Genomic DNA, 14,698 nt, shown 5'->3' with positions numbered 1-14,698 from the left:
AGCTAAAGCAAATACTTTTAGCGCTACAGCTATGTAAAAAGGACTGTCATGCAGTTTTAGCTAGAGGACTTGTTAGACTTGAAGGAGAGGTAGATTTATCGTGGGATAACGCTATCCAATATACTAAAAAAGGAGAGGGAAATAATACACTGCACTCGGGACCCTATGAGGCATGGATGCCGATTGGGAGCTTACAGGGATGTATTCACAGCATGTCTCGAGTGAAGTGTATTCTTTCCTTCCACCCCAGTAGTAAATCTATGGGATAAAAGAAATAGTAATATCTGGAAAGAAGAGATTGGCGGGCAAAGAAGTGCCAACGGGATAGAACATCACACTGGCACCGTTCCTGTGAGAACAAATTGTTTCAGCCGCTAACCGGAACCAAAAAACAAGCTCCGGTTAGAACTGAGGGTAATTAGCCCTTTAAGTGTGTTGTAACTTAACCGTCACAACGAATATCAGCAGATACTCCAGCTTCCGGGGTCAACTTAACGTTGGCAACCGCAATAGCCATCGGAGCTTCACTCTCCAAGCCAAAGGCACTAAACACCTTGCCGAAGTCCGCACCGGCTTTTACAAAACACTGCAGATCTACAGAAACCCGAGTCCAGCTTTTCTGCTCCATGGATTTCAGCGCAGACTCCAGCGGTACCTTGGCAGAACAGCCATCACCACAGTTCATGGTAGCCACCACTGGCTTTTCAATTGGCTGATCGACACGGATATTCAGTGTCAGCGCAGATTTCTCTTCCAGGTAGACATTCAGGTCCTGCATATATTCAGCAGACAACTGAACTGCACCAGGGCGCAGGCCTTTCCAGGTAATCAGTCGAGCATCTTCCTGGGAAGACATATCGATGGAGCTGACAGTGATATTTTTATCGTCTCCGCTAACCGCGAAGTTACCGTGTACAGGTACAACCTCTGCCCCAGCTTCAGCGATATTCAACACCCAGGGAGCTTGCGGGCGGGATACCAACAGCCAGGCTTCTTCCAAACCGCCACCGGCACTGGATTCACTGGTCTCCGGTAATTCGTTACCCACCAGGGATTCCTGTTCAGCAGCCAGGCCATAGCCCAACTCAAACAGTGGCTCGTAATTCTCGTGGTAAGGATTCAGGACATTCTGATAGCTGTGCATTGGCCAGCTGAATGGCAGCTTGCCGGTAAAGTCGTAACGGGCTTCCCCATCGGCGCCTTTAATCAGCACATCTGCAACACCAGCACCTTCAGAGCCAGGCAGCCAGGCAGCAACAAAGGCATCGGATGCATTCAATTCACTGTTAATCCAGAGAGGACGGCCTGAAAGGAAAACGCTCACTACCTGAACACCCTGCTCACGCAGTTTTTTCAGCAACGCCAAATCCTTCTTGTTACCGCGCTGGTATTCCAGGTTGGTAATATCGCCGTGCCACTCTGCATAGGGCTCTTCGCCAAATACAACAATAGCAATCTTGGGTGCCTTACCATTGGCAAAAGTAGCATCTGAGAAGCTGCCATCCGCACTCAATACCGCTTCACCGCCAGCGGCTTTAACCGCCGATGAAATACCTTCAAAGATTGAAGTCGCACCGGGGAAGTCTGCGCGCGTGTTGCCGGTACCCTGCCAGGAGATCGTCCAACCACCACTCTGCTTGGACAGGTTATCCGCACCATCGCCGGCAACCAGAATATTCTGGTCCGCAGCCAATGGCAGCAGCTGGTCGTTGTTTTTCAGCAACACCAGGGATTTGCGTACCGCTTCACGAGCGATTGCCCGATGCTCCGGGTTGCCCAGGATGCCGTCTTTGCCTGCCAGCGGCATATTGCGGTCAAACAGACCTGCGCGGATCTTCACTCGCAGGATACGGCGAACAGCATCATCGATGCGTTCTGCACCGATTTCACCGCTCTTGGCCTGGGCCAGGGTGTTGTTGTACAGGGCTTTCCAGTCCGCCGGCACCATAAACATATCGAGGCCGGCATTAATCGCCGCTGCACAGCTCTCTACGGTGCAACCGGGCACGAAACCGTGGCCATTCCAGTCGCCCACAACAAAGCCATCAAAACCGAGGCGCTCTTTCAGAACGGTGGTCAGAAGGTATTTGTGGCCGTGGAGTTTTTCACCGTTCCAGCTATTGAATGAAGCCATCACGGTCTGTACGCCAGCCGGCAGAGACGTCAGGTAACCCGCCGCATGGACCTCTGCCAGTTCTTTTTCCGGAACCGCGTTATCACCTCGGTCAATTCCTCGATTCGTACCACCGTCACCGACAAAGTGCTTGGCAGTGGCAACCAGGTTTTCGCCGCGCAGGAATTCAGCGCTGGATTTTTCGCCCTGGAGCCCCTTCACCATTGCCTCGGCATAATCCGCAACAATCTTGGGATCTTCGGAATAGCTCTCGTAAGTTCTGCCCCAGCGGTCATCGCGGACTACCGCGACGGTAGGAGCGAAAGTCCAATCGATACCGGTCACCGCCACTTCACGGGCGGTGGCGCTGCCAATACGCTCAATCAGCTCCGGGTCTTGGGCGGCACCCAGACCAATATTATGCGGGAACAGGGTCGCACCGATCACATTGTTGTGACCGTGAACCGCATCGGAACCCCAAATCAGGGGAATCGCAACACCGCCATCGGAAGTGTCCATAGAAGCCTTAAAGAAGGCGTCAGAAAGGGCCAACCAGTCTTGCGGCGTGGCAAACTTATCGTTGTTCGGGAAGGCGCCACCACCATTCAATACGGAACCCAGGTGATAGGTCTTCACATCTTCAGGAGTAACGCTGCGGATTTCCGCCTGGATCATCTGACCCACTTTCTCTTCCAGAGACATGCGGGACATGATTTCAGTGATTTGGGCTTCCAGCTTTTCATCGCGCGGTAAGGCTGGCTTGAGTTCAGGCCAGTTGTCGATGCCCTCGGCGGCACTGGTGCCAGTGTCGGCCTGCGCTTTATCGGCTTTTGGCTCAGTTTGTTGGCTCTCGGAATGACACCCGGCGAGCACAGAAGCACAGAGCACAAAGCCCAGCGAAAATCGCTTACTAAAATTCACGAATAACTCCCAAAATTATTCCACGCTTGTTAACTGGCTCTACGAGTTGCGCTCAGACAAACTTCAGAGGAAATATCTCCAAAGCCCTACACCCAGCGCGACCTACTATCGCCATATTTATTATGCCGCACATCACCTGCCCCGGCAGTTGTGCACGGTCTGCCTCCACCGAGCTGAAATATTAGAGATAACTCCAGATCCAGCTCTCGTCGGAATCAAGTTCTGCTAATGCCGTATTCACCGATCGGCCATAAAACTGAGTCATGGCTACCCAGTGGGCACAGTTCGCAATGACAACAAATTGCAGTACTTGTCTCTACAGGCCAATAGAAATCCGATGGGCTGGTCCAAATTGCAGACAAGGCGGAAAGGATAAATGAGAAGGTTCTACTCCACTGCGCTACCGCGCAGGGTTCGTGAAAAAGCGCCGTAATAAACGATATAGCAGTAACACACCAGAGGCACCAAAAATGAATACTGTATACCGGCGCTATCAGCCAGCATTCCCTGGAAAAGAGGAATAATTGCACCACCTACAATTGCCATGCATAAGATACCGCTACCCTGGCTGGTATGTTTGCCCAGCCCGCGCAAAGCCAGGCTGAATATCGTCGGGAACATAATCGAGTTGCACAAGCCCACTGCAACTATGGACCAGACCGCGATCGGGCCTGACGTCATCATCGCGATTGCTATAAGTACCACCGAACCCAGGCCACAAACCGCCAGGGTTTTTCCAGCAGAGACAAAGCGCAGCAAAAAGGCCCCGGCAAAGCGCCCAATCATCGCTCCGCCCCAGTAATAAGAGACATACTTTGACGCTTCAAAAGGTGCCATCTTTGCCACTGATGGTTCACCAAAGAAACTCACCAGAAAACTGCCAATAGCCACCTCCGCACCCACATAGGCAAAAATACCTACAGCCCCCAGGGTCAAGCGGGGGAAACGCCACAGAGAAAACACATCGTGACCATCCGCTCCTCCACCCTGTTGGTGCTCGGGAATAGCCGGCAACCTGATCCAGGAAAAGAAAGCGACCATCACCAGTAGAAGCACTGCTAACCAGAAATAAGGGGTCTCAACCAAAGCCGCTTCGCGGGCCCTGAACTCAATAATACTCGCCGCTGTATCCGGGTCAGCGGAAATAGTAAGCCCCGCAAAGAAAACTGCGCCGCCAATCACCGGTGCCAAGGTAGTTCCCAGGGAGTTAAAAGCCTGGGTCAGATTCAGTCGACTGGGCGCCGTGCGAGCACTGCCCAGCGCGATAACATAGGGGTTTGCAGAAACCTGCAGCAGGGTAATCCCGGAAGCCAGAACAAACAGCCCCAGCAAAAACACTTCGTAGATTTGTAGGCGGGCAGCGGGGATAAAGACCAGACAGCCCGCACAAGCCACCAAAAGCCCGAGCACCAGACCAAGCTGATAACCAACCCGCCTCAACAACATGCCTGCCGGCACAGATACCAGAAAATAGGCGGCAAAAAAGTAAAACTGCACCAAGACAGCCTTGGTGTAACTCAACTCAAAAACATTTTTTAAGTGTGGCACCAGCACATCGTTCAGGCCGGTAATAAATCCCCAAATCAGAAATAGGGACGTAAGTGCAATTAAGTTGATATAACGCGGGGCAACGCCGGCCGCTACTCCGGCACGGGCATCAGTGTCATATTTAGCCATCTCGCTCGAGGAGAACCCCGATTCGGGCAACATCTGGCTCATCGGAAACCGATCCCCAAATCTAAACTATTTCTTTCTAGCGGTAGGTCCATTCACCCGGAATTTTTTCCGCCACCACATGATTTTGCGCAAAAGTTAGTATCACCTTTGCGACTGTGGATTCATTCAAGCCGTTAAAGGCCCTGCACATTTTTACCACAATTAACGGCAACTACCTATCTACTCAACCAAATTTCAAATTACCGTTTTTGACCAGATAGACAATCTAATAGTGTCGAGCTGGATAAACAGAAGTACCACTGAACTTTAGCCTCAAAGAAGTCCGGGCTGATTAACTCGTATTTAAAAATAGAGAGGAGTTGTCTTCTGAATCGAGATTGCCGAAAATTACTCGACTATTCACCCCGAAATCAGATAAAAAGGACTTTCTCGGGGACAAGCCGGAAGCGTGGCGCTATCCCCTCTGGCGGGTCACGTTTCTGCAAGGTAATATTCTGCGGATAATAATGAACGCGACGATGAGCGTCTATCCCGTCCTTTTCACAATACTAAATATGCGGGAAATCATGCAGTACTCGACCCGTCTAGATACGAGACCGAACACTGAAATTCAGTCGACCCGCTGGTTTTGGAAACTACAGCTGGTCAGCTGGGTTGGCATACTGCTGGTCACTTTTCTTTCACTGACTCTGTGGCACTCCCCTACAGAGTGGCCTCACTTCGAGCCTGTCAATACAGTATTCCAGTGCGCTATTGCATTTTTATTATCCCTGTTTCTAAAACCGATTTTTGATGTCGCCTGGGAATCAGAGCTCGCCTTCCGCACCGTGATCTACCTTCTGGCTGTCGCTGTTATTTCTGGAATATGGACCTTGGTTCGAATGGAGGCCTATATACGCCTCAGTGGTGAACACTCGATCTGGTCTGAGTTCGGCGGTTGGTATTACGCTTCTTTATTTGTATTTTTATTCTGGAGCGCCCTGTACTGCGGGGTAAAATATCACTTCCTACTCAATGAAGAGCACAAGAAAATGCTGGAGGTTGCAGCAGTACATGAACGGGAGCAGCTCCGCAGACTTCAAGCAGAGGCCATTGCCAATGAAGCGCAACTAAAAATGTTGCGCTACCAGCTTAACCCACATTTTCTCTTCAATACGCTCAACTCCATTAACGCCCTAATTCGATTCCAGCAATCTGATGAAGCGCGAGAAATGGTTGTGCGCCTCAGTGATTTTTTAAGGCTCTCCCTGAAAGAAGACCCCATGCAGAAAGTGGAGCTTGACCGCGAGATCGAGGCGGTATTGCTCTATTTGGAGATTGAGAAAACCCGCTTTGCCGACAGGTTGTCCGTAGACCTATCGATCGATGAAACTGTACGCCGGGCGCAAGTGCCCAGTATGTTGCTGCAACCACTGGTGGAAAACTCGGTGAAATATGCCATAGCCCCCAACGAAATGGGGGGCACTATCGGTATCCACGCGCACAACACCGATGATCGCCTGGTGCTGGAAGTCTACGACACCGGTTGCCCAGATCACTTTGCCAGCGAATGTGACCCGGAATCCTCCTCAACGGGAGTGGGCCTCAAAAACGTACGCGAACGGCTATCGACGCTCTACCCGCAAGATTTCAAAATAGAACAAAACAAAAATTCTGATGACGGTATGCAAGTACTCATCAATATTCCACTGGAAATTTCCAACCAATCAACCCACCTGACACAGGGAGAAGTTCAATGAGCAAGCTCAGCGTCGTACTGGTGGACGACGAGCCCCTGGCTTTAAGACTACTGAAAAGTATGCTCGAAGAACGCAAGGACCTGGATATTCTCGCCTGTTGTCGCAATGGCCGGGAAGCTGTCCAAGCAGTTTCAGAGCACAACCCAGACCTACTCATTCTCGATGTGCAGATGCCAGGAATGAACGGTTTTGATGTGGTGCGCAACCTGCAGGCAGACACCATGCCCCTGGTAATCTTTGCCACAGCCTACGACCAATACGCCCTTAAGGCTTTTGAAGTCCACGCGGTTGACTATGTGCTCAAGCCACTGGACCCGCGCCGACTGGAAACCGCCCTCGACCGCGCCCGACAGCGCCAGGCACAGATGATATCCAAAGGAGAGGATGGCCATCAGGAAGAGAAAAATCGCCTGATGCGATCTTTCGAAAGCAGTGCCGGCAAAGCATCAAGCGGAGAGAACGCCGCTACTTCAACCCAGCGTCTCGCCATTAAAGACCGGGGCAGTATCACCATGGTTAGCCAACCGGATATCGAGTGGATCGATGCGGCGGGTGACTATATGTGTGTGCATGCCAAAGGGGAAACCCATGTAATGCGCAGCACTATTAAAGACCTGCAAAAACAACTCTGCCCAGACACTTTTAAACGCATTCACAGATCCACGCTGGTTAACCTGAACTTTATTGTACATATCAAGGTTTTAACCAAAGGCGAGTACTTTCTCACCCTGAGCAGCGGTGCAAAGCTGAAAGTAAGCCGCAACTATCGCTTACCGATTAAAGAGTTTCTCGACTCCAACAAACAGTCTGATCTAACTGCCCCCCAAGCTTCCTAACCCCCAACCTCTCTAAAACTGGCAGGGATCGCCGGTACCCCCTCCCCCCACAATCAAATACATTTCAAATTGGCCATTTATTCCGGACACAAAAAAGCCGGCATAAAAATGCCGGCAAACGAGCTCAGAAGAGAAGAAAAGAAAACTTAAGCGCGTTTATCTGTACGGTGTCCTGAGAGACCGTAGTAGAGAATATAGAGGTAACAGAAGATCGGCAGAACGAACGCCAATTGGATACCAATTTGGTCAGCCAGAAGCCCCTGTAACAACGGCACAATGGCACCGCCTACAATGGCCAGGCATAAGATTCCGGAGCCCTGACTGGTCGATGGGCCCAGCTTGGCCAGCGCCAAACTAAAGATAGTCGGGAACATAATAGAGTTGCACAGACCCACAGCCAGTACCGCCCACATCGCCAGATAGCCGCTACCCGTAACAGTAATCAACAACAATACACAGGAGCCGATAGAGCAGATTGCGAGCACTTTGCCAGCAGAGATAAAGCGCATAATTAAAGCGCCGGCAAAGCGACCAACCATAGCGCCACCCCAATACAGGGAGATATAGAAGGCGGCTTCAGACTCTTCCAAACCGGCGATGGAATCCTCAGCGATAAAGTTCACCAGGAAGCTGCCGATAGAGACTTCAGCACCCACGTAGACAAAAATAGCGATCGCGCCCAACACCAAGTGACGGTAGCTCCAGGCGGAAGCGGCTTCAGTATTGGAGACAGACTCAGAAGTTGCACTACTGACAATTGCCGGCAAATTCAAAAATGCGAAGACGATAGCCAGGATCGCCAGCGCGGAGGCCAGGATCAGGTAGGGAACTTCAATAACAGCAGCGCTGGCAGCGCCCGCTGCAACACCGGCAGCGGGTAAAATCAGCAATGCACCAAATTGAGGGGCGATAGTGGTGCCCAGGGAGTTAAAGCCTTGGGTCAGAGTCAGGCGGCTGGGCGCCGTGCGCTCATCGCCCAGTGCTGTCACATAAGGGTTGGCGGAAACCTGTAAAATAGTAATACCGGAAGCCAGAATAAACAGAGCACCGAGGAACAGTGCATAAACTTCCATTCTTTCAGCGGGGATAAACAGCAAACAGCCAACCACCGAAATACTTAAGCCGGTCACAATCCCTTTCTGATAACCAATTTTACTGACCAGGGCACCGGCAGGCAGGGAAACCAGGAAATAAGCACCAAAAAAGCAGAACTGCACCAGCATTGCCTGGGCATAGTTCAGCTCGAAAATTCCTTTCAAGTAGGGAATCAAAATATCATTCAGGCAGGTGATAAAGCCCCACATAAAAAATAGTGAGGTCAGCGCCACCAGGGCAAACCTGTGCCCCGACTGGTCACCCGTCGGTATCTGCGCAGCATCCGTTGCTGTATTACTCTGCATTATTGCCATAATTATTAATCCTGAGACTTCAGCTCACAGGCTTCACCGGTCGATATTTTCAGCCGGGCAAACCTGTGCCTTTTGCACCAATCTTTATTGTTGGTACTTTCTATCATGGAGGCAGCGCCGTCTCAGAGGCCTTTTCGATAAGGGGGTTCAAAATGGGGGCAGCGTGGACATACAGCGGCCGCCAAGCTCCAGACTGTCTGCTACCAGCCAATGGAGCCTCTCTCGCAACGGCTCCACTCACAAGAGTGGATCACACTGTTTGTAGTACTTTATTTCTCTTCTCAGGCTTCCCGAGAGTCCAATAACCTATCTATGTCGACAGCTATTACGTAGGGAAACCCGGTAAAAAATAGATTTTTCAGAAAAGAAGCGGCGAAGGGAGAGCTCGGCCACACAAAAATGACACACAGCCGCAAGTATCTATGAGTAGGGAAAGCAGGCGCCAGGAAGGAAGCACCAACCGCGCACAAGGGCAATAAGTTTATACACTTGGCGCGGCAGGGGAAGGATCTAGGGGGTCTCTGAACAACTCCCTAAAGCAAAAAAGCAGCTTAGGAAACGATATTGCCGTAGCTCATCAGGCGCTGATAGCGCTTCTCCAGCAGCTCATCAATGGGGATGCTGCTCAGCTGGTCCAGCTGCTCACTGAGACGGTCTTTGAGGCTAGTGGCCATTGCATCCGGATCGCGGTGAGCGCCACCGAGAGGTTCGGGGATGGTTTCATCCACAATACCCAACTCTTCCAACACGCTGGAGGTCACCCCCATCGCCTCAGCGGCCAAAGGCGCTTTCTCGACAGTTTTCCAGATAATGTTGGCGCAACCCTCAGGGGAAATCACAAAGTAGGTGGAGTACTGCAGCATGTTCAGCTGGTCACCCACACCGATCGCCAGTGCACCACCGGAGGAACCTTCACCAATCACGGTACAAATAATCGGCGTGCGCAGGCGGGACATCACTGCCAGGTTCTGGGCGATGGCTTCACTGATACCGCGCTCTTCACTGTCGATACCCGGATAGGCTCCCGGGGTGTCGATCAGGGTCAGCACCGGCATTTTAAAGCGCTCGGCCATTTCCATAACGCGCAGGGCTTTGCGGTAACCCTCCGGCTTCGGCATACCAAAGTTGCGTGCAACCTTCTCGTTTACAGAGCGGCCTTTCTCTTCACCAATCACCGCTACCGGCTTGCCATTTAAGCGCGCGATACCGGCGATAATCGCCTTGTCATCACCAAAGTGACGGTCGCCGTGCAGCTCATCCCAATCGGTAAACAAGCGCTCGATATAGTCCTTTGAATAGGGACGTTGCGGATGGCGGGCTACCTGTACGACCTGCCATGGGCTCAGGTCGGAGTAGATGGACTCGGTCAAAGTTCTACTCTTCTCCCGCAACCGGGTAACTTCATCGGCGATATTCAGCTCGTTGTCATCACCCACAAGCTGCAGCTCTTTTATCTTGCCTTCCAGCTCTGCAATTGGCTGCTCAAACTCGAGAAAATTAAAATTCATGAAATCTGCGCCTTTAACTCTTTTTGTTACCACCGGGCTATCACAGCGGCATAGCTTAACTGTACAGAACCAGCCAGTCGAGCCCGGTAGATTTTAACGCCGTTGTGCGTATTGAAGCGCCACCTGCTCACGTCCCAATAGTTCCCTGAGGGACTGGACCATCTGGTCGTTTGGTTCTACGTTCCACTGCGGCGGCAGTCGGTACAAGCCCCGGGCATCGTGGCGGGAAACCTCAAGGCTCACCCCGCACTGACCACCGGTATAGGGTTGCAGGCAAGCGGCCAGCCGCTTGGCCAGCCCCGGTGCCACACTGCCGCTATCCACTCGCAAGCGCACCCCGGTCACCCAGCTCTGGCGCAACTCATCGAGCGTGGAAACGCTATTTACTGTCATCTTCAGGCCGCCGCTGTAATCGTCAGTGGCAACCGGTCCATCCAATACCAGCAGAGCATCCTTGGCCAACTTGTCTCGATGTTCGCCAAAGGCCTCGCTGAACATGGCCGCTTCAATACGGCCACTGCGATCATCCAGGGTAACAATAGCCATGGAATCACCGCGTTTTGTTTTCATTACCCGCATCGCCACAACCAGACCCGCAACTTTTTGCGATTCCCGGCCGGGTTTCAAATCGGCGATTCGCGCCTTCACCAGGTGTTGTAACTCACCGGCATACTCGTCAATCGGGTGCCCAGTGAGATACAGACCCAGGGTATTCTTTTCGCCTTCCAGGCGCTCGCGGATACTCCAGCAGCGTGTGCGACGGAAATCCTCGTACACATCGCCTTCCGATGCCTGGGGCACCACTTCGCCAAACAGGTCCATCATGCCCGCATTGGCATTGGCCTTTTGCTGTTCCGCCGCTTTTACCGCTTCATCCAGCGCGTTAAACAGCACTGCACGGGAATAATCCAAACCGTCGGCACCATTGGTATCCGGGCCTATGCTGTCCAGTGCTCCGGAGCGCACCAGTGCCTCCAGCGCGCGCTTGTTCACCTTGCGTGGGTCAACCCGCGAACAGAAGTCGAACAGGTCGGTAAAGGGACCACCCTCTTCCCGCGCCGCAATAATATTTTCAATCGGACCTTCACCCAGGCCCTTAATCGCACCGAGACCGTAGATAATGCGATTGTCGATATCCACCGAGAACTGGAAGCTACCCAGGTTCACATCCGGCGGCACCAGTACCAGCTCCATGGCTCGGCACTCTTCGATAAAGGTCACCACCTTATCGGTCTTATCCATATCCGAAGACATGGTCGCCGCCATAAACTGGGCGGGATAGTGCGCTTTCAGCCAAGCGGTCTGGTATGACACCAGTGCGTAAGCCGCAGAGTGCGATTTGTTAAAACCATAGCCTGCGAACTTCTCTACCAGGTCGAAGATCTTAATCGCAAGTTCGGGGTCAATTCCTTGCTCTTTTGCCCCATTTTCAAAAGTGGCCCTCTGTTTGGCCATTTCCTCCGGTTTCTTTTTACCCATCGCCCGGCGCAACAGGTCAGCGCCACCGAGGGTATAGCCCGCCAACTCCTGGGCGATCTGCATCACCTGTTCCTGGTAAACGATAACCCCGTACGTGGGCTCCAGGATCGGTTGCAGTTTTTCATGCTGGTATTTGGCATCCGGGTAGGCCACCTGGGCGCGACCGTGCTTACGGTTAATAAAGTCATCAACCATGCCCGATTGCAGCGGACCCGGACGGAACAGGGCCACCAGGGCGATCATATCTTCCAGGTTGTCCGGCTGTAGGCGCTTGATCAGGTCCTTCATACCCCGGGATTCCAGCTGGAATACCGCCGTGGTCTCTGCTCTTTTGAGCATTTTGAAGGTTTCTTCATCGTCCAGCGGCAGCGCGGCAATATCCAGGGGCTCCTCACCCACGCGCGCACGGGTCTCATCCACCATGCGCTTGGCCCAGTCGATGATGGTCAGCGTCCGCAGGCCGAGGAAGTCGAACTTCACCAGACCCGCATCTTCCACATCGTTTTTGTCGAACTGGGTTACCAGACCCGCGCCGGTCTCGTCACAGTAGAGCGGCGCAAAGTCGGTGAGCTTGGTGGGGGCGATAACCACACCACCGGCGTGCTTGCCCACGTTACGGGAGACCCCTTCGAGCTGCAGGGCCATCTCCCAGATTTCCTGGCCCTCATCGTCGTGGTCGAGGAATTCCCGCAGGATCTCTTCCTGGTCGAAGGCCTTTTGCAGGGTCATGCCCACATCGGGGGGAATCATTTTGGACAGCTTGTCGGCGAGACCGTAGGATTTGCCCTGTACCCGCGCCACGTCCCGCACCACCGCCTTCGCGGCCATGGTTCCGAAGGTAATAATCTGGCTCACCGCCTGACGGCCATAGTTATCCGCAACGTAGCCAATTACCCGGTCGCGCTTCTCCATACAGAAGTCGATATCGAAGTCGGGCATCGACACCCGCTCCGGATTCAGGAATCGTTCGAACAGCAGATCGTATTGCAGTGGGTCCAGATCGGTAATGTCCAGCGAGTAGGCCACCAGGGAGCCGGCACCGGAACCCCGCCCCGGGCCCACCGGGATATCGTGGTCTTTGGCCCACTGGATAAAGTCCATTACGATCAAGAAGTAACCGGGGAATCCCATCTGGATAATGATATCCAGCTCAAAGCGCAGGCGGTCTTCGTAGACCTGGCGGCGCTCGGCATAGTCCGCAGCGGACTTGTCTAGGATAGTCGCGAGGCGCCGCTCCATACCTTCATAGGAGACCTTTTCGAAGAACTGGTCTTCGGTCATGCCCTCGGGAATCGGGTATTCCGGCAGGAAGTATTTACCCAGCTGGATCGGTGCGGAGCAGCGCTTGGCGATCTCCACGGTGTTTTCCAGGGCTTCGGGGATATCGCCAAACAGCTCCCACATCTCTTCCGGTGTGCGAAAATACTGCTGCGCGGAGTAGCGGCGTTCGCGGCGGGGGTCATCGAGAGCGCGGCCTTCGTGAATACAGACGCGCACCTCGTGGGCCTCGAACTCGCTCTCGTCCATAAAGCGCACGTCGTTAGTGGCTACCACTGGCAAGTTCAGGTTCTGGGCCAACTTCACCGCCGAGTGCAGGTAGTCCTCATCGCCAGCGCGCCCGGTGCGCTGTAACTCCAGGTAATAGCGACCGGGGAATAACTCCGCCCACTCCCGTGCCAGCTCCTCCGCCTGGGCGCGGCGCCCCGCTACCAGGGCACGGCCCACATCGCCGTACTTGGCACCGGACAGCATCAGCACCCCTTCGCTGTACTCCTTAACCCATTCGCGCTTGATATAGGCGTTACCGTGGTACTGGCCTTCCATCCAGGCGCGGGAAATCAGCTCGGTAATATTGCGGTAGCCATCGGCGTTCATCGCATAGAGCGTGATCAGCGTCGGCTTACCCTCACCGCCTTCGCTGAGCCAAAAATCCGCTGCGGTAATCGGCTTGATACCGGAACCCAAACAGGCCCGGTAGAATTTAATCTGCCCGTAGAGGTTGCACTGGTCGGTAATCGCCAGGGCTGGCATTTCCAGCTCCTGGGCGCGGGCGATGGCCGGCTTGATTCTTACCAGGCCATCGATCAGGGAAAATTCTGAGTGAATTCTTAGGTGGACAAAGGGTTGGGTCATAGTCGCATTTAGTTCCGGGCCCTGCGAGGCCCGGCCCCGACAAAGCGCTATCGATTGTTTACCAGATTCGGCCCATTTGCCGCGCGCGCTCGGTGCAGAGCTTTAACACTGCACGGCGCTCATCGTTATCCATGGAGCCCCAGCGGCTGATTTCATTACCACTGCGAAAACAGCCCTCGCACAGGTCCTGCTCATTCAGGGCACATACGGAGATACAGGGGGATTTCACCGGGCGCTCTTTCGGCTGCACGGTTTTTACCGGTTGTTCAGACATCTTTAGCCTCAAGCGGGACCAGTTCACTGGCGAAATGTTTGCCGTTGGCCGCATAGTGATCGCTGCTGGCTTTAAGCAGCTCGTAGGTGGCGGGATCGAGAGATTTTACTACCTTGCCGGGAGAGCCCAGCACCATAGAGTAATCGGGAATTTCTGTGCCCTCGGTCACCAGCGCATTGGCGCCAATGATACAGCACTTGCCGATTTTGGCCCGGTTTAAGATCACGGCATTGATACCAATCAGGCTGTAATCACCAATGTCACAGCCGTGCAGCATCACTTTATGGCCTACGGTGACACCGGTGCCGATGGTTAATGGCACACCCACATCGGCATGCAATACCGAGCCATCCTGTACGTTACTGTATTCACCGATAGTGATCGGCGCACAGTCACCGCGCACCACCGCGTTAAACCATACGGAGCTGTGCGCAAGCATACGCACATCTCCAATCACATGGGCACCGGGCGCAATATAGTGGCCCTCACCTTCCAGTTGTGGCTGTTTATCCCCCAATCTGTACAGCATTTGGCCTCCGGCTCTATATGATTATGAACCGCTTATTATCTCGCGCCAAAGGGGCCGTGGCTAGGGAGAGATGATTGCGC

The 14,698-nt window shown here is 53.3% G+C and carries 9 protein-coding genes; 2 read left to right on the top strand and 7 right to left on the bottom strand.

The genetic code is table 11. From position 1 onward, the window contains the following. Positions 1-442: 442 nt before the first annotated feature. On the bottom strand, positions 443-3,034 hold the full coding sequence (locus QT397_09930; GenBank protein WNZ57639.1) for an exo 1,3/1,4-beta-D-glucan glucohydrolase: 2,592 nt from the start codon (positions 3,032-3,034) through the stop codon (positions 443-445). Between the two features lie 387 nt (positions 3,035-3,421). Continuing rightward, positions 3,422-4,753, bottom strand: a complete 1,332-nt coding sequence (locus tag QT397_09925; GenBank protein WNZ57638.1) for a sugar MFS transporter — start codon at positions 4,751-4,753, stop codon at positions 3,422-3,424. 524 nt (positions 4,754-5,277) lie between these two features. Here QT397_09925 and QT397_09920 point away from each other — a divergent pair. Both QT397_09920 and QT397_09915 read left to right on the top strand, forming a co-directional pair. Continuing rightward, the gene (locus tag QT397_09920) at positions 5,278-6,450 is read left to right on the top strand and encodes a histidine kinase (protein ID WNZ57637.1); all 1,173 of its coding nucleotides are present in this window, start codon (positions 5,278-5,280) and stop codon (positions 6,448-6,450) included. Then, a complete protein-coding gene (locus tag QT397_09915; protein ID WNZ57636.1) occupies positions 6,447-7,286 on the top strand; it encodes a LytTR family DNA-binding domain-containing protein in 840 nt (279 codons plus the stop codon). Before QT397_09920 ends, QT397_09915 begins: the two co-directional genes overlap by 4 nt. 146 nt (positions 7,287-7,432) lie before the next feature. Here QT397_09915 and QT397_09910 read toward each other — a convergent pair whose 3' ends face one another. The 5 genes from QT397_09910 to QT397_09890 form a co-directional block, all read right to left on the bottom strand. After that, positions 7,433-8,695, bottom strand: coding sequence for a sugar MFS transporter (locus tag QT397_09910; GenBank protein WNZ57635.1), 1,263 nt, complete (start codon positions 8,693-8,695; stop codon positions 7,433-7,435). Between the two features lie 551 nt (positions 8,696-9,246). Further along, entirely contained in the window at positions 9,247-10,203 is a 957-nt protein-coding gene (locus tag QT397_09905; protein WNZ57634.1) for an acetyl-CoA carboxylase carboxyltransferase subunit alpha, read from the bottom strand. A 93-nt stretch (positions 10,204-10,296) separates the two neighbouring features. After that, complete coding sequence (gene dnaE / locus QT397_09900) at positions 10,297-13,815, bottom strand: DNA polymerase III subunit alpha (GenBank protein WNZ57633.1); 3,519 nt, start codon at positions 13,813-13,815, stop codon at positions 10,297-10,299. Positions 13,816-13,873: 58 nt separating this feature from the next. Continuing rightward, the gene (locus QT397_09895) at positions 13,874-14,089 is read right to left on the bottom strand and encodes a DUF1289 domain-containing protein (GenBank protein WNZ57632.1); all 216 of its coding nucleotides are present in this window, start codon (positions 14,087-14,089) and stop codon (positions 13,874-13,876) included. Beyond that, a complete protein-coding gene (locus QT397_09890; protein ID WNZ57631.1) occupies positions 14,082-14,618 on the bottom strand; it encodes a gamma carbonic anhydrase family protein in 537 nt (178 codons plus the stop codon). Before QT397_09890 ends, QT397_09895 begins: the two co-directional genes overlap by 8 nt. Positions 14,619-14,698 lie beyond the last annotated feature (80 nt).

Source organism: Microbulbifer sp. MKSA007 (genome assembly GCA_032615215.1).
Classification (GTDB): Bacteria; Pseudomonadota; Gammaproteobacteria; order Pseudomonadales; family Cellvibrionaceae; genus Microbulbifer.
The sequence above is the reverse complement of the archived record's forward strand: the minus strand, read 5'-3'. Positions and strand labels throughout refer to the sequence as shown.

Bases quoted from the DNA above. Each gene is read 5' to 3' on its own strand.
- QT397_09925 (WNZ57638.1), bottom strand. From the start codon at position 4,753: ATGAGCCAGATGTTGCCCGAATCGGGGTTCTCCTCGAGCGAGATGGCT.
- QT397_09920 (WNZ57637.1), top strand. From the start codon at position 5,278: ATGCAGTACTCGACCCGTCTAGATACGAGACCGAACACTGAAATTCAG.
- QT397_09915 (WNZ57636.1), top strand. From the start codon at position 6,447: ATGAGCAAGCTCAGCGTCGTACTGGTGGACGACGAGCCCCTGGCTTTA.
- QT397_09910 (WNZ57635.1), bottom strand. From the start codon at position 8,695: ATGGCAATAATGCAGAGTAATACAGCAACGGATGCTGCGCAGATACCG.
- QT397_09905 (WNZ57634.1), bottom strand. From the start codon at position 10,203: ATGAATTTTAATTTTCTCGAGTTTGAGCAGCCAATTGCAGAGCTGGAA.
- dnaE (WNZ57633.1), bottom strand. From the start codon at position 13,815: ATGACCCAACCCTTTGTCCACCTAAGAATTCACTCAGAATTTTCCCTG.
- QT397_09895 (WNZ57632.1), bottom strand. From the start codon at position 14,089: ATGTCTGAACAACCGGTAAAAACCGTGCAGCCGAAAGAGCGCCCGGTG.
- QT397_09890 (WNZ57631.1), bottom strand. From the start codon at position 14,618: ATGCTGTACAGATTGGGGGATAAACAGCCACAACTGGAAGGTGAGGGC.